This is a genomic window from Microbacterium aquimaris (assembly GCF_039531285.1).
Taxonomy (GTDB): domain Bacteria; phylum Actinomycetota; class Actinomycetes; order Actinomycetales; family Microbacteriaceae; genus Microbacterium; species Microbacterium aquimaris.
In genome coordinates this window covers 1,847,916-1,869,417 of the sequence record NZ_BAAAPT010000001.1, presented here as the reverse complement: position 1 = coordinate 1,869,417, position 21,502 = coordinate 1,847,916, and the positions used below count along the sequence as shown (strand labels likewise).

19 protein-coding genes are annotated in these 21,502 nt (G+C 70.2%); 9 read left to right on the top strand and 10 right to left on the bottom strand.

Annotated elements, in window-relative coordinates:
• Positions 1–8 precede the first annotated feature (8 nt).
• The gene (locus ABD204_RS08520; protein ID WP_194425085.1) at positions 9–1,292 is read right to left on the bottom strand and encodes a CpaE/TadZ family protein; all 1,284 of its coding nucleotides are present in this window, start codon (positions 1,290–1,292) and stop codon (positions 9–11) included.
• Complete coding sequence (locus ABD204_RS08515; RefSeq protein ID WP_194425084.1) at positions 1,289–1,915, bottom strand: SAF domain-containing protein; 627 nt, start codon at positions 1,913–1,915, stop codon at positions 1,289–1,291. Before ABD204_RS08515 ends, ABD204_RS08520 begins: the two co-directional genes overlap by 4 nt.
• Before the next feature lie 100 nt (positions 1,916–2,015).
• On the opposite strand from ABD204_RS08515, the gene ABD204_RS08510 reads away from it, so the two are divergent.
• Positions 2,016–2,297 (top strand): helix-turn-helix domain-containing protein, encoded by a 282-nt coding sequence (locus ABD204_RS08510; RefSeq protein WP_194425083.1) that lies wholly within the window; start codon positions 2,016–2,018, stop codon positions 2,295–2,297.
• 7 nt (positions 2,298–2,304) lie between these two features.
• Here ABD204_RS08510 and ABD204_RS08505 read toward each other — a convergent pair whose 3' ends face one another.
• Complete coding sequence (locus ABD204_RS08505) at positions 2,305–2,904, bottom strand: hypothetical protein (protein ID WP_194425082.1); 600 nt, start codon at positions 2,902–2,904, stop codon at positions 2,305–2,307.
• A 126-nt stretch (positions 2,905–3,030) separates the two neighbouring features.
• On the opposite strand from ABD204_RS08505, the gene ABD204_RS08500 reads away from it, so the two are divergent.
• A complete protein-coding gene (locus ABD204_RS08500) occupies positions 3,031–3,471 on the top strand; it encodes an Rv3235 family protein (protein WP_194425081.1) in 441 nt (146 codons plus the stop codon).
• A gap of 6 nt (positions 3,472–3,477) precedes the next feature.
• On the opposite strand, the gene ABD204_RS08495 is transcribed toward ABD204_RS08500, so the two are convergent.
• Both ABD204_RS08495 and secA read right to left on the bottom strand, forming a co-directional pair.
• The gene (locus ABD204_RS08495) at positions 3,478–4,704 is read right to left on the bottom strand and encodes a pyridoxal phosphate-dependent aminotransferase (protein WP_277816694.1); all 1,227 of its coding nucleotides are present in this window, start codon (positions 4,702–4,704) and stop codon (positions 3,478–3,480) included.
• A 79-nt stretch (positions 4,705–4,783) separates the two neighbouring features.
• Positions 4,784–7,585, bottom strand: a complete 2,802-nt coding sequence (secA, locus tag ABD204_RS08490) for a preprotein translocase subunit SecA (RefSeq protein ID WP_194425080.1) — start codon at positions 7,583–7,585, stop codon at positions 4,784–4,786.
• A 129-nt stretch (positions 7,586–7,714) separates the two neighbouring features.
• Here secA and ABD204_RS08485 point away from each other — a divergent pair, with 129 nt between their 5' ends.
• The 3 genes from ABD204_RS08485 (at position 7,715) to ABD204_RS08475 (ending at position 11,655) form a co-directional block, all read left to right on the top strand.
• Positions 7,715–8,371 carry a PadR family transcriptional regulator gene (locus ABD204_RS08485; RefSeq protein WP_206697519.1) on the top strand — a complete coding sequence of 219 codons (657 nt, stop codon included), beginning with the start codon at positions 7,715–7,717 and terminating at the stop codon, positions 8,369–8,371.
• Between the two features lie 63 nt (positions 8,372–8,434).
• Complete coding sequence (locus ABD204_RS08480) at positions 8,435–10,210, top strand: DEAD/DEAH box helicase (RefSeq protein ID WP_194425078.1); 1,776 nt, start codon at positions 8,435–8,437, stop codon at positions 10,208–10,210.
• Between the two features lie 83 nt (positions 10,211–10,293).
• Positions 10,294–11,655, top strand: a complete 1,362-nt coding sequence (locus ABD204_RS08475) for a coiled-coil domain-containing protein (RefSeq protein WP_194425077.1) — start codon at positions 10,294–10,296, stop codon at positions 11,653–11,655.
• A gap of 108 nt (positions 11,656–11,763) precedes the next feature.
• Here the strand turns inward: ABD204_RS08475 and hpf are convergent, their stop codons facing one another.
• The 5 genes from hpf to mtrA all read right to left on the bottom strand — a co-directional run bounded on the left by hpf (position 11,764) and on the right by mtrA (position 17,349).
• On the bottom strand, positions 11,764–12,423 hold the full coding sequence (hpf, locus tag ABD204_RS08470) for a ribosome hibernation-promoting factor, HPF/YfiA family (RefSeq protein WP_194425076.1): 660 nt from the start codon (positions 12,421–12,423) through the stop codon (positions 11,764–11,766).
• Between the two features lie 88 nt (positions 12,424–12,511).
• A complete protein-coding gene (locus tag ABD204_RS08465; RefSeq protein WP_194425075.1) occupies positions 12,512–13,201 on the bottom strand; it encodes a ComF family protein in 690 nt (229 codons plus the stop codon).
• A gap of 90 nt (positions 13,202–13,291) precedes the next feature.
• A complete protein-coding gene (locus ABD204_RS08460) occupies positions 13,292–14,974 on the bottom strand; it encodes an LpqB family beta-propeller domain-containing protein (protein WP_194425074.1) in 1,683 nt (560 codons plus the stop codon).
• Positions 14,971–16,662 carry an MtrAB system histidine kinase MtrB gene (mtrB, locus tag ABD204_RS08455; protein ID WP_194425073.1) on the bottom strand — a complete coding sequence of 564 codons (1,692 nt, stop codon included), beginning with the start codon at positions 16,660–16,662 and terminating at the stop codon, positions 14,971–14,973. The genes ABD204_RS08460 and mtrB overlap by 4 nt, the downstream gene beginning before the upstream one ends.
• Before the next feature lie 6 nt (positions 16,663–16,668).
• Positions 16,669–17,349 (bottom strand): MtrAB system response regulator MtrA, encoded by a 681-nt coding sequence (mtrA, locus tag ABD204_RS08450; protein ID WP_194425072.1) that lies wholly within the window; start codon positions 17,347–17,349, stop codon positions 16,669–16,671.
• A gap of 176 nt (positions 17,350–17,525) precedes the next feature.
• Between mtrA and ABD204_RS08445 the strand changes: the two genes are divergently transcribed.
• The 4 genes from ABD204_RS08445 to ABD204_RS08430 are packed head-to-tail and all read left to right on the top strand — an operon-like array spanning position 17,526 to position 21,500.
• Entirely contained in the window at positions 17,526–18,710 is a 1,185-nt protein-coding gene (locus ABD204_RS08445; protein WP_194425071.1) for a DUF7847 domain-containing protein, read from the top strand.
• On the top strand, positions 18,707–19,378 hold the full coding sequence (locus tag ABD204_RS08440; RefSeq protein ID WP_194425070.1) for a DUF4129 domain-containing protein: 672 nt from the start codon (positions 18,707–18,709) through the stop codon (positions 19,376–19,378). Before ABD204_RS08445 ends, ABD204_RS08440 begins: the two co-directional genes overlap by 4 nt.
• The gene (locus ABD204_RS08435; RefSeq protein ID WP_194425069.1) at positions 19,375–20,532 is read left to right on the top strand and encodes a DUF4350 domain-containing protein; all 1,158 of its coding nucleotides are present in this window, start codon (positions 19,375–19,377) and stop codon (positions 20,530–20,532) included. The genes ABD204_RS08440 and ABD204_RS08435 overlap by 4 nt, the downstream gene beginning before the upstream one ends.
• Positions 20,533–20,570: 38 nt before the next feature.
• Positions 20,571–21,500 (top strand): AAA family ATPase, encoded by a 930-nt coding sequence (locus ABD204_RS08430; RefSeq protein ID WP_194425251.1) that lies wholly within the window; start codon positions 20,571–20,573, stop codon positions 21,498–21,500.
• Positions 21,501–21,502 lie beyond the last annotated feature (2 nt).

Genomic DNA, 21,502 nt, shown 5'->3' with positions numbered 1-21,502 from the left:
CCTCTAGCCTAAGAGGTCACCCCGAGCGGTCGGCGTCCGCGACGGACACGCAGACCGGTGCGTTCCGGCGCGTCGGCCGCGCGCGCCTGCCGCGGCAGGATCGCCTCGCCGACCACCCGTCGGATGCCGGCGACCAGTGGCGAGCGGGGCGCCGCCAGCGTGATCGGTCGCGCGCCCAGGAGAGCGGCGTCCGCCGACCTCGCGTCGAAGGGGAGGAAATGCACGTCCGCGACACCGCCGAACCGCTCCAAGGTGCGCCGCACCTGTCCGCGCGCGTCGATGCCCAGCGCTCCCGGTCGCAACCGGTTGGCGATCGTGACGATCGGCGTCTGGCCGACGATGCTGCGCAGCTCGGCATGCCCCCGGAGGTATCGGGCGATGCCGATCGGGTCGGCGGCGGCGACCGCCACCACCATGTCGGCCGAGCGCAGCGCCGCGAGCGTGGCCCCGTTGCGGCGCGGCGCCTCGAGGTCGCTCATGATCTCCTCGTCCTGCTCCAACGACGCCGCGACATCGACCACGGTGTGATCCACCCATGTCCGACACGTCTCCAACGCGGCGGTGACACGCGCCTCGGCGAGCTCGGGCCAGCGCCCGGGCCGATTGATCCCGGGGAGCACGTCGACGCCGGTACGTTCCAGCGGCAGCGAGATGCGTGTCAGCTCGCGCGCGTCGAGGGTTCCGCGTGCGGCTTGACGGCACGCGGCGGCGAACCCCGGTCCCTCATCGGCGAGCCCCAGCGCGAGGGCGATCGACGGCGCGTGGGCGTCCGCGTCCACCAGCGACACCCGGCGGTCGCCGCGTGCGAGCTCCACCGCCAGTTCGATCGCGAGGGTCGACCGGCCGGGCGCGCCGTGCGGACCCCACACCGCGATCGTCCGCGGGCCGTCCGGGGCCGGAGCCGTCAGCGGCGGAGGAAGGTGGCCGGTCTCCGGCAGCGCGTCGACGACCGCGGGCGGACCGCCGGAGACGGGGATCGTCGTCAGCAGGCCGAACGAGCGCGCGACGCGCTCATCGTCGTCATCACCGACCAGCGCCACGATGCGGACGCCCCGCCGATCGCACAGCCCGACCACCGCATCGGTCAGGGTGGCGCGTCGGACGCGGAGGATCATTACCTCGACCTCGGCCAGTGCCGCGAAGAAGACGTCGCCTTCCTCCCCGAGGGCCCCATCGGCCGCGGCCGACGCCGGCGTGTCGGCCGCGACGACCGCGACGACGTCCACGCCTTCGCCGCGCAGGTCGGCCGCGAACGACTCCCCCGTCTCGTCGACGGCCAGCAGCGCCCTCATCGGCCACCGCCGACCGCCGGCACCACCGACAGCGCGGACTCGTCCGACATGGCGGCCAACGCCGCGGCGACGTCGGCACGGGGGATCACCACCTCGAGCGAGACCTCCCCCCGCCCGACCATCGCGTCGTCTCGACCGACCGAGACCACCGTCGCGTCGGGAACCAGGATGCGGGGCGCGTCGTAGACGCCACGCTCGAGCAACGGCGCCGCCCACACCTCGACGATAGATCCGGCGTCGACGGAGGCCGGCACATCGGTGGAACTGGTCAGCACGACCACGGTGGTCGCCGCATCCTCCCCCGCGCCGACGGCGTCGTGGGGGACAAGCTCTCCCGCGTTCACCGTGCGCGTCGCGATCGCGCCGATCGTCAGCTCGTCCGGGGCCAGGTATGCCTCGTCGAGGGTGCCCAGCGCGACATCGACGACACGCACGTCGGTCGCGGTGATGACCTCGCCCGGCGTCAGCGTGCGGGCCGCGGCGATCATCGGGGCCGTCTGCCGGGCCGCGGACACGACGAACCACACACCGGATATGGAGGCGACGATCAGCACGATGCCGAGCAGGAACCGCACGTCCACCCACGGGGCCCGCCGGACACGGGAGGTATCGGAGCTGGTCATGCCCCCATCGTGACGCAGGACGCGCAAGGGGTCCGGAGGTTATCCACAACACGCTCGCGAGACCCCGAACCCGCACCCCGGCGGGGTCGATAATGGGCACATGCCCGACACCCCTGCCGCCGGAACCCGGCTGCTCGCCCCCGCGCAGGTGGCCGAAGTCCTCGCGATCGAGGTGGGCGAGGTCATCGCCCTGATCGAGGAGGGACGGCTGGTCGGGATGCGTGTCGGTTCGCCCGCACGGTGGCGGATCGACGAGTCGAGCGTCGCCGCGTACCTGGACGATCAGGCCGAAGAAGCCCGGCGGATGGCACTGTGGCGCCAATCGAACGCCGCGAGTTTCCCCGAGCTGTGGGGCACCGGCTCGGTCCGCAACCCCGACTGACGCGCGATCATCCCACGCGCAGCGTGTCGGACGATTCGAGTGTGATGCGCGCGACGCCGGAGTACGGGATGACGCGATACCCGGTGACCGCATGGGCTCTGCGCGCACTCCCGGGATCGTGGAGCGCCAGATCGAGATGGTCGGCGCCGGCCCGATCGATCGTGCCGTGCAGCCGCCTCCCGGAGATCAGGTGCACGCCCAGGGGCGTTCGACGTCGCACGAGGTCGCGCACGGCGAAACCGAAGGTCATCCGGTCCGCCAACGCCGACCCCTCCTCGCCGGCGCGGGCCGACCGGAGCAGCTCCGGGTGCGAGGCCGTGATAGCGGCGACCGCATGAAGGGGCACCAGGACGGCGCCGCCGCCATCGGACGGGAGCACCGAGACCCAGTCGGCGCCGACGCCGGCGGCCGCGCCGCGCAGACCGGAACCGTCGACCAAGTCGAACACCAGGGCGGCCTCCGCCCCTGCTAGCGCACGCAGTCGGTGCCGGAGGTCCACCCGCGACAGGCGGAGCCGCTCGGCCTCGGTCTCGACGGCGACGCGCTCGGCCTCCCACTCCGACGCGAGCTCATCCTCGAGGTCGTCGAAGAACCGTTCCCAGCGCACGCAAGGGAGCCTACGGCGAAATGAGGGTTCCATGAGAAGTTGTCCACAGGCGCCCTCCGGCCGGTTCCTGAACATCGCCTGTGTGCTCTACTGCTGACAGATCGACCGACAGGAGAGCAGGGGGCCATGGCTCAGAACACCTCGGGCGCAGCGCGCGTCGTCCGTGCACCATGGAGCGCCACGGCGGTCTCCGAGTACTTCGCTCCGCAGCCGACGTCCACGACCGACCTGCCCGAGCCGACGCAACTGTTGCGGAACCTCAGCGTCGGCGTTCTGGAGGTGATGTCGGGTGTGCGTGAGATCGAGCAACTCGCGCGATGGATGACCGAGGACGTGTACCGGGTGCTGCTGACCCGCGCGAACCTCGCCGCCCGCGCGCGCAACGCCCGCGGCGTCCCGGCCTCCCGCCCCGTCCACAGCGTGCTGTCGGTGCGGCACTCCTCCCCCGCCGACGGCGCGGTCGAGGCAGTCGTCGTGGTGAGGGGCCCGGCGCGCACGCGGGCCATCGCGATCCGGCTGGAGGGCATGGACGGACGCTGGCGGGCGACCTCCCTCGCCCTGCTGTGATGCCCGCTACTGCTTGTACGACGACAGGAAGTTGCCCAGTCGCTCGATGGCCTCGGTGAGCACGCGGGCCTCGGGAAGCGTCACGATGCGCAGGTGGTCGGGCGTCGGCCAGTTGAAGCCGGTCCCCTGGACCAACAGCACGTGCTCGGCAACGAGGAAGTCGTAGACGAGCTTGAGGTCGTCATGGATCTCGTACACCTCGGGATCCAGCCGCGGGAAGGCGTAGAGCGCACCGGCCGGCTTCACGCACGAGACACCCGGAATCGACTCGAGCGTCTTCCACGCCGCATCCCGTTGCTCGTGCAGACGCCCGGCGGGGGCGATGAGCGCGTCGATCGACTGCACCCCGGACAGCGCGGCCTGTACGGCGTGCTGGGCGGGGACGTTGGGGCACAGACGGGTCGAGGCGAGCAGGGTGATCCCCTCGAGGAACCCGTCCGCGTGCGTCTTCGGCCCGGTGACCACCAGCCATCCCGAGCGGAAGCCCGCCACGCGGTAGGTCTTGGACAGACCGTTGAAAGTCAGGCACAGCAGGTCGGGGGCGACCGAGGCCATCGGGATGTGTTCGGCCTCGTCGAAGAGGATGCGGTCGTAGATCTCGTCCGCCAGCAGCAGCAACGAGTTCTCGCGCGCGATCTCGGCGATCCCCTCGAGCACCTCACGGCTGTACACCGCACCGGTCGGGTTGTTGGGGTTGATCACGACGATCGCCTTGGTGCGCTCGGTGACCTTCGAGCGGATGTCCTCGAGGTCCGGCGCCCACCCGTTCTGCTCATCGCAGATGTAGTGGACCGGGTTGCCGCCTCCGAGGCTGGTCATCGCCGTCCACAGCGGATAGTCCGGCGCCGGGATGAGGACCTCGTCCCCTTCGTCGAGCAACGCCTGCATGACCATCGTGATCAGTTCGGACACGCCGTTGCCGAGGTAGACGTCGTCGGGGTCGAAAGCCGGGAACCCGGGGATCTCCTCGTAGCGGTACATCACGGCACGACGGGCCGACATGATCCCGCGGCTGTCGCTGTAGCCGTGCGCGTACGGAACGGCTTCGATCATGTCGCGCACGATCTGGTAGGGCGCGTCGAAGCCGAACACGGCGGGGTTCCCCGTGTTCAGCTTGAGGATCGTGTGCCCCTCGGACTCGAGCCGGTCGGCCTCGACGAGCGCCTGTCCACGGATCTCGTAGAGGACGTTCTTCAGCTTGCTCGACTGGTCGAGGGGGCGCAGCGGACTCATCGGATCACTCTATCGTCGCCGTCACGGCGCCACCGGGTCGGCCACGGGGCCAATCGGATGCCGGTGGCACCGCGGGCGATCAGTTCTTCTTGCCGGACGCGCGCCGCTGCGCGCGGTTCTGGGGCGCGGGGGCGACCTCGGCGCCGTCGGTCTTCTGCCCGAAGGCGCCACGCGGGGCTTCGGCGGCCGCAGGCTGCGCAGCCTGCGAGGCCTGCCGCACGCGCGTGGTCTCTGCCTGCTGCACCTGACCGCGTTCGTTGCGGACCTCGACCTCACCGGCGTCGTTGGCCGCGGAGTACTGCAGACGTTGGGCGTCCGCCGGCGTGGCCGCCAGGCCCTTGGCCTCGACCTGGGTGACCTGCTCGCCGTCGGCGGCCTTGCGGACCTCGACCTCCAGGTTGAAGAGGTAGCCGACGCACTCCTCCTTGATCTGCCCCATCATCGACTGGAACATCTGGTATCCCTCGCGCTGATACTCGATCAGCGGGTCGCGCTGAGCCATCGCGCGCAGGCCGATGCCGTCCTTGAGGTAGTCCATCTCGTAGAGGTGGTCGCGCCAACGACGGTCGAGGACCTGCAGCACGACGCGTCGTTCCAGCTCGCGCATCGCCTCCGAGCCCAGGTTCTGCTCGCGCGCGTCGTAGGCGATCTTCGCGTCGGAGAGGATCTCCCGTTTCAGCCCCTCGGCCGTGATGCCACCCTTGCGTCCGGCCCCCTCGGCGACGACCTCGTCGATGGTGACGTTCACCGGGTAGAGCGTCTTCAGCTCCGTCCACAGCGTGTCGAAGTCCCAGCTCTCGTTGTGGCCGGTGCCGGTGTGGTCGTCGATGACGGCGCCCACCGCGTCCTCGATGAAGTGTTGCACCCGGTCGGCGATGTCGTCACCGTGCAGGATGTGGCGGCGGTCGGCGTAGATCGCCTCACGCTGGCGGTTGAGGACGTCGTCGTACTTCAAGACGTTCTTGCGGACCTCGGCGTTGCGCGCCTCGACCTGCGACTGCGCGCTCTTGATGGCCCGGGAGACCATGCTCGATTCGATCGCGACGTCGTCGGGGAAGTTCGTGCGCGAGAGGATCGCCTCCGCGGCGCCCGACTGGAACAGACGCATGAGCGTGTCGGTCAGCGACAGGTAGAAGCGGCTCTCGCCGGGGTCGCCCTGACGTCCCGAGCGCCCGCGGAGCTGGTTGTCGATTCGACGCGACTCGTGCCTTTCGGTGCCGAGCACGTACAGCCCGCCGGCCTCGCGTGCCGCCTGTCCCTCCTCCGCCACGCGCTCACGCATGGCCTCGTACACGGCGTCCCACTCGGCTTCGTACTCATCGGGCGTCTCGTGGGGGTCCAGGCCCTTGGCCTTCATCTCCTGCACCGCGAGGAACTCGGCGTTTCCGCCGAGCATGATGTCGGTGCCTCGACCGGCCATGTTGGTGGCCACCGTCACGGCCCCGGGGCGACCGGCGCGGGCGACGATCTCGGCCTCGCGGGCGTGGTTCTTCGCGTTGAGGACCTCGTGCTTGATGCCCTTCTTCGCCAGCAGCCGCGACAGGTACTCGCTCTTCTCGACGCTGACCGTCCCCACCAGCACGGGCTGACCGGCCTTGTGGCGCTCGGCGATGTCTTCTGCGACCTGTCGGAACTTCGCCTCCTCGTTCTTGTACACGAGGTCGGACTGGTCCTTGCGGATCATCGGCTTGTTGGTGGGGATCGGGACGACCCCCAGCTTGTAGGTGGACATGAACTCGGCCGCTTCGGTCTCCGCCGTACCGGTCATGCCGCCGAGCTTGTCGTAGAGGCGGAAATAGTTCTGCAAGGTGACGGTCGCCAAGGTCTGGTTCTCGGCCTTGACCGGCACCCCCTCCTTCGCCTCGATCGCCTGGTGGATGCCTTCGTTGTAGCGACGCCCGACCAGGATGCGCCCGGTGTGCTCGTCGACGATCATGACCTCGTCGTTCATCACGACGTAATCGCTGTCGCGCTTGAACAGGGCGAGTGCCTTGATGGAGTTGTTCAGGAACGAGATGAGCGGGGTGTTCGCCGACTCGTAGAGGTTGTCGATGCCGAGGTAGTCCTCGACCTTCTCGATGCCCGGTTCGAGCACACCGACGGTGCGCTTCTTCTCGTCGACCTCGTAGTCCACGCCGGCTTCGAGCGTGCGGGCGATCTTCGCGAACTCGACGAACCAGCGGTTCGCCTCCCCCGACGACGGACCCGAGATGATCAGCGGGGTGCGCGCCTCGTCGATGAGGATGGAGTCCACCTCGTCGACGATCGCGAAGAAGTGGTCCCGCTGGACGAGATCCTCCTTGCGCCACGCCATGTTGTCGCGCAGGTAGTCGAAACCGAACTCGTTGTTGGTGCCGTACGTGATGTCGGCCGCGTACTGCTCGCGGCGCACCTCGGGGGTCTGTCCCGAGACGATCGTCCCGGTCGTCATCCCGAGCGCGCGGAAGACGCGGCCCATGATGTCGGACTGGTAGGAGGCGAGGTAGTCGTTGACCGTGACGATGTGTACGCCGCGTCCGGCGATGGCGTTCAGGTACGCCGGGAGGGTGGCGACGAGCGTCTTGCCCTCACCGGTCTTCATTTCGGCGATGTTGCCGAGGTGCAAGGCGGCACCACCCATGATCTGCACGTCGTAGGGCCGCTGTCCGAGTGTGCGCTTGGCGGCCTCGCGTACGGCCGCGAACGCCTCCGGCAGCAGCTGATCGAGGGTCTCGCCCTTCTCGTGCCTCGCACGCAACTCGGCGGTCTCGCCGCGCAACTGCTCGTCGGTGAGGTGGGTGTAGTCCTCCTCGAGCGCGTTGACGGCCTTGACCGTCTGCTGGAGCCGCCGCAGGATGCGGCCTTCTCCGGCGCGAAGCAGTTTCTCGAGGGCGTTTGCCACGGAATGTCTCCATCTCTCGGGCTGTCGACTCCCGCGCACGCCATCGGGCGCCCGGCGGGCATACCCGTCCATGTTATCCGGCCGTGACCTTCGCGCGCGCTGTGGGCGCCGATCCACCCTTTTCCCGACATGCATATACTCGGAAAACAGATCACCACGGAACGGATCGGAGACCACGTGTCGGTGCGCCCGAGCCTGCTCGCGATCCTTGATCAGGGTCCCTGCTACGGGTATCAACTGCGTGCCGAGTTCGAGCGGCGAACGGGCGGCGCGTGGCCGGTGAACGTCGGGCAGGTCTACAACACCCTGGAACGCCTCGAACGCGACGGACTGGTCGCCAAAGCCGATGTCAGCTCCCAGGGGCACGTCTACTGGCGCATCACCGAGGCCGGCCGCGCGGCGGTCGCGCACTGGTTCGCCTCCCCCGTCGACCGCGGGCCGGGTACGCGCGACGAGGCGACGGTCAAGATCGCTCTCGCCGCGACCCTGCCCGGCGTCGACGTCGACACCGCCGTGGCCGCGCAGCTGCAGGCGTGCGAGAACAGGTTGTCCGCTCTGCGACAGGCCACGTTCCCCGGCGAGGACCCCTCGAGCCCCGCCGGACAGGCGTGGGGGCTGGTCCAGGACGCGATGATCGCCGCCGCCGACGCCGAGCACGCCTGGCTCCGTCGTGCACGGGCCCGCTTCGCTCAGGGCGCCGATGAGACGCTCGAACTCCCCCTCGACGACGTCCGGCCCCGGCGGGGCCGACCCACCGGACGTGCACGCACCGACGTGGTCGACTGAGGCCCGCGCGCCGGGCGCCGGATCGCGGTGGCAACTCCCAGGCGATGCCGCCTACTCTTAACTGTGACCGAAACCGACGCTCCCGCCGCATCCGACGCCGCCACCGAGCCCGCCGCGCCGACCTTCGCCGATCTCGGCCTGAGCGATCCGGTCCTCAAAGCCCTCCGCCGGATCGGCTACGAAACGCCCTCCGCCATCCAGGCCGAGACGATCCCCACGCTCCTGTCCGGGCGTGACGTGGTCGGCATGGCGCAGACCGGAACCGGCAAGACCGCCGCGTTCGCGCTGCCCATCGTCGATCGCCTCGATCCCGCACAGAAGACACCCCAGGCCCTCGTCCTCGCCCCGACCCGCGAACTCGCCCTCCAGGTGTGCGAAGCCTTCGAGAAGTACGCCGGCCACCTCAATGGCGTCCATGTCCTCCCCGTCTACGGCGGTCAGGGCTACGGCGTGCAGCTGTCCGCGCTGCGACGCGGCGTGCACGTGGTCGTGGGCACCCCGGGACGCATCATCGACCACCTGGAAAAGGGCACCCTCGACCTCTCCGAGCTGAAGTACCTCGTGCTCGACGAAGCCGACGAGATGCTGAAGATGGGCTTCGCCGAAGACGTCGAGACGATCCTCGCCGAGACTCCGACGACCAAGCAGGTCGCGCTGTTCTCCGCGACCATGCCGGCCGCGATCCGCCGCATGTCCAAGCAGTACCTCCACGACCCGGCAGAGATCACCGTCGCCTCCAAGACGACCACCTCTGCCACGATCACCCAGCGCTACCTCCTGACCGCGTGGCAGCGGAAGATGGACGCACTGACCCGAATCCTCGAGGTCGAGAACTTCGACGGCATGATCGTGTTCGGACGCACCCGCAGCATCACCGAGGAGATCGCTGAGAAACTCCGCGCGCGCGGGTACTCCGCCGCCGCGATCAACGGCGACATCGCGCAGGCTCAGCGGGAGAAGACCGTCAGCCAGCTCAAGTCGGGCAAGCTCGACATCCTCGTGGCCACCGACGTCGCCGCCCGTGGCCTCGACGTCGAGCGCATCTCACACGTCGTCAACTACGACATCCCGACCGACACCGAGTCGTATGTGCACCGCATCGGGCGCACCGGACGCGCCGGCCGCACGGGGGATGCGATCTCTTTCGTGACCCCGAAGGAGCGCTGGCTCGTGAAGGCGATCGAGAAGGCCACCCGCCAGCAGCTCACCGAGATGTCGCTGCCGAGCGTCGACGAGGTCAACGAGACCCGGTTGTCGCGATTCGACGATCGCATCTCGGCCGCGCTGACCGAGACCGACCGGGTCGACCGGTTCCGCGACATCGTCGCGCACTACGTCCGGCACCACGATGTGCCCGAGGTCGACGTGGCCGCCGCCCTCGCGATCGTCGCGCAGGGCGAGACCCCCCTTCTTCTCGACCCCGACGCCGAGCCGGCGCGTCCGGCACGGGCGACGCGCGACCGCGACGACCGCTCCGGCGACGGCGCACGCCGAGAAGGCCGCGAACGGGGTGACGGCGGCGACTACGCGACCTACCGGATCGCGGTCGGCAAACGTCACCGCGTCGAACCCCGGCAGATCGTCGGAGCGCTTGCGAACGAAGGCGGGCTGCGACGCGACGACTTCGGACGTATCCAGATCCGTCCCGACTTCTCGCTCGTCGAGCTGCCCGCGCAGATGCCGCGGGAGACCCTCGAGCGACTCGCCGACACCCGGATCTCCGGTCGCCTCATCGAGATCCGTCTCGACACCGGCGGACCGGGCCGACGCCGCGAGGGCGACCGCGACGACCGCCGCGATCGCACGGACCGCAAGACCCGCCACCGCGGCCGGGACTGAGCGCCGGTCCAGGAGCGCACACACACCGCGTGCTCTCAGCGAACCTGGACGGGGGCCGTTCGCGCCGCTCGTAGGATCGAGGCATGGCCGGATTCTGGGGCAGACGCAAACGCGAACGCGAAGAACTCGACGCGCAGGACGCCGATCTGGCGCGAAACGCGCAACGGGCTCTCGTCGAGGCCGACGAGCGCATCCGCGTCACCACCGACGAGCTCGCCTTCGCCGAGGCCGAGTTGGGCGCAGGCCCGACCACCGAGCTCCGCGACGCCCTCGAGGCGGTGCGTACGCACCTGGCCGAGGCCTTCCACCTCCACCAGTTGAACCACGACGAGATCCCGGACACCCCGGAGGAGTCCCGCACCCGGAATGCCCGTATCGTCCAGCTGTGCGCGTGGGCCGACGAGCTCCTGGACGACCGCACGGAAGCCCTCGCCGAACCCATCGAACGAGCCCGCCGCGCACCCGAGATCATCGCCGGCGTCCGCCGCGACGCGGAGGGACTGCGCAGCCGAATCCCCCAAGCCCGGGACACCGTCGCCCGTCTGGCGCAACGGTACAGCGCGGACGCGCTCGGCCAGGTCGCCGACAACCCGGCCGAGGCGGACCAGTTGCTGCGCTTCGCCGAGCACAGCGCCGACGTCGCCGAGCGTCGCCGTGATGCGGGGCAACGGGAGCAGGCGAACGTCGCGCTCGAGACGGCCACCGAGGCCGCCCGTCGCGCCGCGACCCTCGTCGACGCCGTCGAGGCCTTCGAGATCGAAGCGCTCCGTGCCGAGTCCACCCTCGCCGCGATCGTGGAGGACTCCCGCGGAGATCTCGTCACCGCACGTTCGGCACCGCAGACACCCGCCGTGGCAGAGGCGATGGCCGCCTTGCAGTCCGCCCTCGCCGCCCTGCCCTCCCCGGGCGCGAAGACCGACCCCTTCGGCGATCTGACGCGTCTGCGCGACGCCAACACCGCGCTGGACGCGGCCATCGCCGCCGCCGAGGAGAAGGCGCGCCGCGTCATCCCCGACCTCGCCCACGTGCGCCACTCGATCGACGACGCCGACCGCCAGCTCCACGTTGCCCGGGACGTGATCGCCGGTCACCGCGGCTGGATCGGCGCCGACGCGCGCACACGCCTGGCCGAGGCCGACCGGGTGCGACAGGACCTCGACCGCCTGCTGGGCGGGTCGGCGGCGACGGCGCCGGACATCCCCGAAGACGACCGGGAGCAGGCCCTGGCGCTCTCGCGTCGCGCCGCGTTCCTCGCGGGCGAGTCTCTGCAGCTGGCGCAACGCGACATCGACTCCTCGCGCCCGCCCGGCGGACCCGACCAGTGGAACGGCGGCTGGGGCGGTCCCCCACGCGGTCCGCGCGGCGGACGCGGCGGGGGCGACCTGATGGGCGGAATCCTCGGCGGCCTCGTCATCGGCGGTCTGCTCGACGGCATGTTCGACTGATCCGGCGGCACATCCCTCCCACGCGGAGGGCCAGCCGCGCTCGTACCCCGCGTGAACGACACGGACCCCGGGCCGCAGGGCTCGGGGTCCGTGTCCGAAAGGTGTGTTTCAGGATGCGACAGCCACCGGCGCGGCCTGCGTGGTCAACGAGATCACGCCGTAGTCCCACCCCTTCCGTCGGTACACGACGGAAGGGTGGTCTGTGCGCACGTCGATGAAGAGGAAGAAGTCGTGGCCGACCAGTTCCATCCGGTCGACGGCGTCTTCGACGGTCATCCACTCGGCGTCGAACTCCTTCGTGCGGATCACGACGGGACTGTAGTCCTCCTCGTCCTCCGCCGAGCCGACCGTCGAGATCTCCCCCGTCGACACGGCGCGGATGGCCTCCACCGAAGCCGGCTGGAGGTCGATGCCCTTCAGGGCGCCGCTCTCCTTGGCGAACTTCGCCCCGCGCGGGTGGTTGCGCTGGTCGATGCGCTTGTCCTTGGCCCGACGAAGCTGCTCGCACAGCTTGTCGACCGCGAGATCGAGAGCGGCGAACTTGTCGCCGTCGGTCGCCTCCGCCCGCACGATGGGTCCCTTGCCGGTGACCGTGAGCTCGACCGTGTCGTCCTCCATGCGGCCGTTGTGGTATGCCCGGTGGGTGACCTTCACGTCGACGCGCTGTGCGCGCGTCGCGAGGTGCTCGATGCGGGTGGTCTTCTCTTCGACGATCGAACGGAAGCGATCCGTCACATTCACTCCCACGCCGACGATGCTGGTTTCCATCCCTGACCTCCTTGTTCCGGTCCACCCGGTCAAGGGCGGACCATCAGTCGCCTTGATCCCCCCACCGTAGACCCGGGCGACGCGTGTGTCACGTACGAATCCCGCATGCATCCGCTTCGCGTTCGGCGAACATCGATCGGCGCGGCGTGTCGGCCAACGTCACCGCCGCCGCCACCCGTGCTCCGGAAGCACGCAACGCCCGGATCGCCTCGGCGAGGGTCGCACCGGTGGTCACGACGTCGTCGACGACGACCACGACCTGACCGGCCACCCGCCGCCCCTCGAACGCGCCCGACACGTTCGCCGCCCGCTCCGCGACCTCCAGGCCACGCTGGTCGGCCGTGGAGCGGGTCGGTCGCAACGCCCTCGTGATCGGCACGCCGGCACGCCGCATGAGTGTCTCGACGGGGCGGAACCCCCGACGTCGAAAAGACGCGCGCGACGACGGCACGGGGACGAACACGGCGTCCTCGGGCAGTCCGGGGCGCGTACGTGCCACGGCGACCGCGAGGGCCGCACCCAGTGGGCCGGCCAGAGAGGTCCGCCCGTCCTCCTTCAGCGTGCGGATCACATCCGCTGTCACCCCCTCGAAGCGCAACGCACTGCACACCCGCGCCCCCGCGACGGTGCGAACGGTCGGCATGGGCGTGAGCGCGGTCCGGCACGCCGCGCACAGGGAGACGTCCCCCGCCCCGCAGCCGGCGCACTCCACCGGGAACAGCAACGCCCCCACGTCACCGAGCGCCTCTCGGACCGCGGCCGGAATCCCGATCTGCATATACCGATGGTGGGGATCGGCGACCGACCGGTCACCGCCGCTCCCGGGTCTGTGGAGGGAGCGGAGCGTCTGCGAACCGGGGAGGAGAGGTCAGGACGGCGAACCCTGCTGGGTGGCGAGAACCAGGATGTCTGCGGCGGTCTGCTCCCAGTTCGTGGACCGGCGGACGAACAGCAGTCCATCGTCGGAACGCAAGCGCACCGTCGCGTCGCTGTTCGCCCCCGCGACCGATACCGTGCCCGACGGCGCGGCCACAGAGGCACCGGGTCCTCCCACGGCCTGCTCGACGAGGGTGACATCCGTCCCCGATCGCGTCAGTGCCGCCACCGTCGTGTCATCCAGCCACGCGAGCGAGAGACCCGCGCCGGAGACCGACCCCAGGGAGAACGGGTCGGCGAGGCGCACCGGGACACCGTCGGTGTCGCGCACGATCCCGGCGACCTGGATGCCGAGCCGCCCGTTGGCCGACAGGACGGCCGCGACACGCGTGCCGTCGCGCGAGACCGCCAGCGCCGCGATCTCGGTGCTCTCCGGGAACGCATCCGCCACCGTCACGGCCACACCGTCGGCCCCGGTCGCGATCAGACCGGACGGGTCTTCCCGCGGCACGCTCCACACGTACCCACGCGGATCGATCGACGGGTCGATGAGCCCCGCGCGGTCGTCGACGATCAGGACGTCTCCGGCCGCGTCCACGCGCACGACCTCGCCGCCGGTGGTCGAAACCGCCGCCGCATCGCGATCCGGCGCGACCTGGGCGGCGGCGGCATCCACCTGCGTCATCGCCGCGGACAGTCCCTCGATCGGGGTGAGGTCGTCGCCGGAGAGGAAACCGAACCCTTCCGCGGTCAGCACCAACGGCGAGGTGCTCACCCGGGTCGAACGCACCGGGACCGGCTCGGCCGCGAGCGGCGTGGAATCGGCGGTCAACCGCACCTCGGTGACGCCCGTCGCGAGGAGACTGGCCTGCAACTGGGTGTAGATGCGGTCGAGCCCGTCCTGCTCGAGACCGAGCGCGGAGCGCGACAGGTCGACGTCGGCCACTCCACCGCTCACGGGGACGGAGGGTCGCGAGAGGGTGACACTCTCGGGGATCGCCGTCGAAACCGCCTCCGCGAGCCACGGGCTCGGTTCCCCACCGACCAGCGCGTTCGCGATCCATGTCGCGGCGTTGATGGTCGGGAACCACCGCACATCCGGCACGAGATACGTCCAGGTCGGGTCGAAGTACATCAGCGAATACTCGCCGTACACGTTGGGGAACTGATCCGCACCGAGCACGATCCCGTCCGGTGCCTCCGTGATCCGCCACTCGCCGTCGTCGCGTTGGGCCAGATGGAACTCCAGCGTGGTCACCCCGCTGGCTCCGGTCTCGTATGCGCCGGTGTCGTTCAGGGTGGCATCCGCCTGGACGGTCAACGAGACCTCCGTCGCAGCCGGCTCCGCGTAGGCGCGATCGCCGCGGTCGTCGACGGTCACCCCGGCGGTGGGATCCCATGTCTCGGCCAGACTCGTCGACAGGAACAGCCGCGCGGTGGCCCAGTTGTCGGACGGTCCGGTGCCTGCCTCCACGAAACCGCGCACGATCTCCTCGGGGGACGCGCCGGGCTGTGGCCCCTCGGGGATGTAGAAGAAGTCCGGCGGCGGGGGCTCCTCACCGGGGGCGATGCCGGGATTGACCGGGCCCGTGGTGGGAAGCCCCGCACACGCGGCGAGAAGAAGCAGCATCGCGGCGGTGACGAGCGCACCCAGTCGTCGCGTCGGCCCCATCATGCGTCCTCCTCCGTGTTCGGTGCGCCCGCGATCGAGGACAGGTCGATCGGTTGCGTCAGCCCGAGCGCATCCATCGGGGGCGACTGGTCGTCGCCGGCCTCGACCGGGATGGGCGACGAAGACACCGTCTCACCGGGTCGTCGTGGCAAGGTCAGCACGAAGTGCGATCCACGTCCCGGCTCCGACCACACCGCCAACTCGCCGCCGTGCAGCCGCGCATCGCCGAGCGCGATGGACAGCCCGAGGCCCGTGCCCCCGATCGTCCGTGTCCGCGACGGGTCGGCGCGCCAGAAACGGTCGAAGACCCGCTCGACCTCTTCGGATCGCATTCCCAGTCCGAAGTCGCGCACGCCGAGAGCGACCGCGTTCTGGTCACTGTCGACGGTCACCACGATCGGGCGCCCCTCGCCGTGTTCGATGGCGTTGCCGAGGAAGTTCCGGACGATCCGTCGCACCCGACGCGGATCCATGTCGACCGGGGAATATCCCCCGGGAGCGACCAGGCGCACGTCTGAGCCGTGCTGGTCGGACAGCTGTCGCATCGACTCGATGACATCCTCGGCCAGGTGCGCGAGGCTGGTCGGCTCGAGCTCGAGCTGCACCGACCCGGCGTCGTAGCGGCTGATCTCGAGCAGATCGGTCAGCAACGTCTCGAAGCGTTGGACCTGCGCGTTGAGCAATTCGGCGGCCCGCGCGGTCACCGGGTCGAACTCCTCACGCTGATCGTTGATCATGTCGGCGGCCAGACGGATGGTCGTCAACGGCGTGCGCAGCTCGTGCGACACGTCGGAGACGAAGCGTTGTTGCACCAGCGACAGCTCGGCAAGTTCCTTGATCTGAGACTCGATGCTGTCGGCCATGGCGTTGAAGGACCGGCCGAGCACGGCGAGCTCGTCTTCGCCATGGATGTCCAGCCGCACGTTCAGCTGGCCGGCGGCGAGCTTCTCGCTGGTCTCGGCGGCTTCGGCGATGGGCGTGGTGACCGACCGCAGCACGAACCATGCGATCCCCCCGATCATCACCAGGAGGAAGACCCCGACGATCCACAGCGTCGCCTGCACGAACAACAAGGTCTCGGATGCCGCGGCGAGATCGTAGGCGAAATACAGCTCGTACGAACCCACGTCGGGCATCTCGAACTGTTGGCCGACGATGATCCCCGGCACCTCGCCGTCCGCCCCCGGCAGACCCGCGTACTGCCACCACTGCAGCTCCGGGTCGGCTTGCACCCGGTCGCGCAGGGCTGCGGAGATGATGTCCTCGTCGACCAGCACCCCCGAGGTGAAATCCTGCGGCGCGATCGAGGAGGAGGGCCCGACGCGGAACACCGCGAACGAATCCGTCTCGGACTGCTGGGTCAGGTCGCTCTGGACACCCCCCATGAGAGTGGACACTTGGGCCTGGTTGCCTTGGGGCTCGGCCGAGTCGAGCGTGCGCTGCACCTCGGAGGTGGCGCGGCGGGCGTCTTCCAGAACCTGCTGCTGACGCGACTCGAGCAAATCGGACTGGATCGCCAGTGCCATCCACACGCACGCGATGACGATCGTCAACGCCGACAGTGCCAGAGTCAGCACCACGGTGCGGAATCGGAGCGATCGCCGCCACAGCACCGTGAGCCGGTCGGGCCACGACCGCCAGTCGACGATCGCGATGCGCCCCGTCGCCGGAGCGGTGCGCGCCGGGGGCACGCCGGCCTACTCCAACGCGCCGGCGCGGTAGCCGACGCCGCGCACCGTCGTGACGATCTTGGGGTTGTCGGGGTCGATCTCGACCTTGGCGCGAAGACGTTGGACGTGCACGTTCACCAGACGCGTGTCGGCCTTGTAGTGGTAACCCCACACCTGCTCGAGCAGCATCTCCCGGGAGAACACCTGCTGCGGCTTGGAGGCGAGGGCGACCAGCAGTTCGAACTCCAACGGGGTCAGGGCGATCGGCATGTCACCACGGCGCACCTCGTGCGCGGCGACGTCGACCGAGAGGTCTCCGATCCGCAGCACCTCGGCGCTGGGCTGCGATGCCGGGCGCAACCGGGTATTGATCCGCGCGACGAGCTCTTTCGGGTTGAAAGGCTTGACCATGTAGTCATCGGCACCGGACTCGAGGCCTTTGACGACGTCGGCGGTGTCGGTGCGCGCGGTGAGCATGATGATCGGGACACCGGATTCGGCACGTACCCGCGTGCACACTTCGATGCCATCCATGCCAGGGAGCATGAGATCGAGCAGGACCAGGTCGGGTTTCTCCGCCCGCCACGTCTCGACGGCCTTGGCGCCGTCTGCGCAGAAGACCGTGTCGAAGCCTTCCGTGCGCAGCACGATGCCGATCATCTCAGCCAGGGCCGTGTCGTCATCGACCACCAGGATGCGGGAACTCATTCGCGCGTTCGTCCTTTGCTCACCGTGGGGGCGATACCGGGTGGGCGCTCCCCCGAGCGCTTCGCCCAGAGTAGTCCAGATGGCCCGTGCATTCACCGAGCGGCGTGCCGCGGATGCACAGGTTCCCCCCGGCGCCCGGTGTGCCACGATGGGAGAAGCATCGCCAGAGGAGGACCGTGACCTCGTACCCCGCGTGGACGCCCGCATCGCGTCCGGGCATCATCCCGTTGCATCCGCTCACGTTCGGAACGATCCTGGGACGCTCGTTCTCGGCGTTGCGCCACAACCCGAAGGTCCTGCTCGGCTTCGGCCTGGTCGTGCAGACGGTGGCCTACCTGGTGGTGATCCTGGGCGTGGGAGGTGTCGCGTTCCTCACCTTCTCGCGCCTGGACAACGTCCCCGGGTACGGCGAGGACTTCGAGGCCATCGCGATCGGCTCGACCGTGCTCACCGGAATCGCCGGGTTCATCCTCGGGCTCGCTGCCGCGGCGCTCGGCGTGGTCGTCCAGGCCGTGGTCGTCAGCGAGGTCGCCCATGGCGCACTCGCGGAGAAACTCTCGCTCGGGATGCTGTGGCGACGGGTCAAACCCGTCATCTGGCGCGTGCTCGGGTACTCGTTCCTCCTCACCCTCGCCGTCGCCGTGCTGATCGCGATCGGCGTGGGGGCCCTGGTCCTGATCGGGCTCGCCGCGGTCCCGGTCGCGATCGCCCTCGGAGTCCTGCTCGTACTCGGCGCCATCCCGCTGACGCTGTGGCTCACGGTGAAGCTGCTCTTGGTCCCGTCCGCGATCATCCTCGAAAACGCCCGGATCGGCACGGCGATCGCCCGGTCGTGGCGCCTGACCCGCGGCCGGTTCTGGCCCGCGCTCGGCGTGATCGTCCTGATCTCGTTCACCTTCGGCGCCGTCGCCCAGGTCGTGAGTCTGCCGTTCACGTTCCTCGGCACCGGGCTGACCACGGTCTTCGCCCCCACCGGGGATCCGGATGCAGCCGCCCTCATCACCCTGCTGGTGACCACCGTCGCAGCCCAGATCGTGACACTGGTCATCCAGGCCGTCGCGGTGGTCGTGCAGTCGACCTCGGCGGCGATCATCTACATCGACTGCCGCATGCGCCATGAGGGCCTCGACCTCGATCTGCTGTCGTACGTGGACAGACGCGACGCGGGCGAGCAGGTGCTCCCCGACCCGTATCTGGTCGGTGTCGGCCGTGCGGCGCCGTCGCGACCGTACGCGAACACCCCCGTCCCGCCGCACGTGCCGTACGCACCACACCCCGCTCCGCCCCCGTACGGACAGCACCCCACCCCGCCGCCGGCGACCCCGCCGTCCGGCGCGACGGACGAGCCGCCACGGCAGTGATCTCCCCCGCATGGTCGGCCGCGACGGCCGCGGTGCCGCCGCTGACTCCCGACGACGACGAAGCACGTCGCTGGGCTGAGCAAGAGCTCTCGCGCCCCGTCTACGCCGAGGCGCAGCCGACGCCGTTCGACCTGTTCGCCCGCGGCGTCGCCGAATTCCTCGCCGATCTCCTCGACCCCGAGATCCCGGCGGGATGGGAATCGGTCTTCGCCGTGGTCGCCGTCGCGGTGGTCGTCATCCTCCTCGTCGCCGCACTCGTGATCTGGGGCGCACCGCGTGCCACACGCCGGGGCGTCGATCGCACCGCCGTACTGTTCGGCGAACCCGAGGCCCGAACCGCGCACGACCTGCGCGTCGAGGCGGACGCGGCCGCATCTCGCGGCCGATGGGACGACGCGGTCGTGCTGCGGTTCCGCGCCCTCGCACGCGGTCTCACCGAGCGCGGGGTCGTCGACGCACCCCCCGGAGCGACCGTCCACGCTTTCGCGCGCTCGGCGGCCGCCGTCTTCCCCTCCTCGGCCGACGCCCTCGAAGCCGCCGCGGACGGCTTCGACGACGTGCGCTACCTGCGGCGCCCCGGTAGTGCCGAACTCCACCGGGAGATCTCCCGTCTCGACGAGACCTTGACCTCCGCCCGTCCCGTGGCGCTGCCGGCGGTCACGACATGACCGTCCTGGAGGCACCGCCGCGGCGCGGCCGCGCGGTCCTCGCCTGGCTTGTCATCGCGGTCGGTTTCCTCGTCGTCGGCCTCGTCGGATCCCTTCTGGCCGGCATCGGCCAGCGCGCCGAGAGGGGGGCACTCGACCCGGACTCCGCCGGCCCCGCGGGCACCCGCGCCCTGGTCGAGATCCTGCGCGCGAACGGCGTGGACGTCACGGTCACCCGGTCATGGGAGGAGGCCCTCGAGTCCCTCGCCGGGGAACCGGCGACCCTCTTCCTCCCCGACACACCGCAGCTGTCCGACGACGCGGTCGCCGCACTCGCGGGCGCCGCGACGACGACCGTGTTCGGCGACCCCGCGTCGCGGATTCTGCGCGGGTACTTCGACGGCGCGGTACCGGCCGGTTTCGCCACGGCGGATCTGGCGCCCGCGTGCGACCTGCCGGCCGCCCTGCGCGCAGACCGCGCGGCGGTGCAGGGTCTGTTCACCGCAGGCGGATCGGCCACCGCCTGCTATCGCGACGGGGACGCCTACGGTCTGCTGGTCTCCGGCCCGCACACCGCCGTCGACGCCGACGGCGTGTTCACCAACGACGCGCTGGCCGACGCCGGGAACGCCGCTCTCGCCCTCGGCCTGCTCGGTTCGCACGAACGGGTGATCTGGTATGTCGCGAGCGCCGGCGACAGCGACCTGCCGGTCACCGACCCCACCCTGGGGGAGCTGACGCCGCCGTGGGTGACCCCCGCCATCACACTGCTCGTGCTGGCCGGCATCGTCGCCGGCATCGCGCGCGGCCGTCGATTCGGTCCCCTGGTCGCCGAGCGACTGCCGGTGACGGTGCGCGCGCGGGAGACCGATGAAGGCCGGGGCCGCCTGTACGCCTCCGCGCACGACGCGCCGCACGCCGCCGCGCAGCTACGCCGCGGTGCCGTGCGCCGGCTCGCCGGCCTCGTCGGGCTCGGTGCCGCCGACCCGCCGGAGCGCGTGGCTGATGCGGTGGCCGAGTTGCTGGGCGGCGACCGACGCGTGATCCGCGCACTTCTGATCGATGAGATCCCCCGCGGCGACGGTGAGCTCGTGGAGCTCTCCGACCGCTTGCGCGGCCTCGAATCCGCCGTGCGCGCACGGCTGTACGCCCCTGGTGAAAGGACCCGGACGTGACCGACGAGACCCTCCGTGACGACGACCTGCGCGCGGCGATGAACCGCGTACGCCTCGAAGTGGGAAAGGCGGTGGTCGGCCAGGACGGTGTCGTCACCGGCCTGCTCATCGCCCTCCTCGGGCGCGGCCATGTCCTCTTGGAAGGTGTTCCCGGCGTCGCCAAGACGCTCATCGTGCGGGCCTTCAGCCGTGCGCTCGGACTCGACACCAAACGGATCCAGTTCACCCCCGACCTGATGCCCGGAGACGTGTCGGGGTCACTCGTGTACGACGCGCGCACCGGCGAGTTCGAGTTCCGTGAAGGCCCCGTGTTCACGCACATCGTCCTCGCCGATGAGATCAACCGCACGCCCCCGAAGACGCAGTCGGCGTTGCTGGAGGCGATGGAGGAACGGCAGGTCTCCACCGACGGCGTTTCCCGGGCCCTCCCCGACCCGTTCCTGGTCGCAGCCACCCAGAACCCCGTCGAGCACGAGGGAACGTACACTTTGCCCGAGGCGCAGCTGGACCGATTCCTGCTGAAGCTCATCGTCGACCTGCCACAGCGCGACGCCGAGGTGGCCGTGCTGCGCCGCCATGCCGACGGGTTCTCCCCGCGCGACCTCGCGGCCGCCGGTCTGGCGCCTGTGGTGACCATCGACGAGATCCACGCCGCCCAGCGTGCCGCGGCGGCGGTGCGCGTCGACGACGACGTGCTGGGCTATGTCGTCGACCTGGCGCAGGCCACGCGTCACAGCCCGTCGGTGCAGCTGGGTGCCAGCCCGCGCGCCACCACCGCCCTGTTGGCCGCCGCCAAGGTGTGGGCGTGGCTCGGCGGGTATCCGGCGATCACCCCCGACCACGTGCAGACGATGCTCGTCCCCACGTGGCGCCACCGCATCCGGCTCCGCCCCGACGCGGCGCTGGAAGGCGTCTCGGTCGATTCCGTCCTCGCCTCAGTCGTGCGCCAGACCCGCGTACCGGTCTGAGC

Excerpts from the sequence above, each read along its gene's own strand:
- ABD204_RS08430 (WP_194425251.1), top strand. The coding sequence starts at position 20,571 with ATGAACCGCGTACGCCTCGAAGTGGGAAAGGCGGTGGTCGGCCAGGAC.
- ABD204_RS08435 (WP_194425069.1), top strand. The coding sequence starts at position 19,375 with ATGACCGTCCTGGAGGCACCGCCGCGGCGCGGCCGCGCGGTCCTCGCC.
- ABD204_RS08475 (WP_194425077.1), top strand. The coding sequence starts at position 10,294 with ATGGCCGGATTCTGGGGCAGACGCAAACGCGAACGCGAAGAACTCGAC.
- ABD204_RS08520 (WP_194425085.1), bottom strand. The coding sequence starts at position 1,292 with ATGAGGGCGCTGCTGGCCGTCGACGAGACGGGGGAGTCGTTCGCGGCC.
- ABD204_RS08495 (WP_277816694.1), bottom strand. The coding sequence starts at position 4,704 with ATGAGTCCGCTGCGCCCCCTCGACCAGTCGAGCAAGCTGAAGAACGTC.
- ABD204_RS08465 (WP_194425075.1), bottom strand. The coding sequence starts at position 13,201 with ATGCAGATCGGGATTCCGGCCGCGGTCCGAGAGGCGCTCGGTGACGTG.
- ABD204_RS08510 (WP_194425083.1), top strand. The coding sequence starts at position 2,016 with ATGCCCGACACCCCTGCCGCCGGAACCCGGCTGCTCGCCCCCGCGCAG.
- ABD204_RS08515 (WP_194425084.1), bottom strand. The coding sequence starts at position 1,915 with ATGACCAGCTCCGATACCTCCCGTGTCCGGCGGGCCCCGTGGGTGGAC.
- ABD204_RS08460 (WP_194425074.1), bottom strand. The coding sequence starts at position 14,974 with ATGATGGGGCCGACGCGACGACTGGGTGCGCTCGTCACCGCCGCGATG.
- hpf (WP_194425076.1), bottom strand. The coding sequence starts at position 12,423 with ATGGAAACCAGCATCGTCGGCGTGGGAGTGAATGTGACGGATCGCTTC.
- ABD204_RS08485 (WP_206697519.1), top strand. The coding sequence starts at position 7,715 with ATGCATATACTCGGAAAACAGATCACCACGGAACGGATCGGAGACCAC.
- mtrA (WP_194425072.1), bottom strand. The coding sequence starts at position 17,349 with ATGAGTTCCCGCATCCTGGTGGTCGATGACGACACGGCCCTGGCTGAG.
- ABD204_RS08500 (WP_194425081.1), top strand. The coding sequence starts at position 3,031 with ATGGCTCAGAACACCTCGGGCGCAGCGCGCGTCGTCCGTGCACCATGG.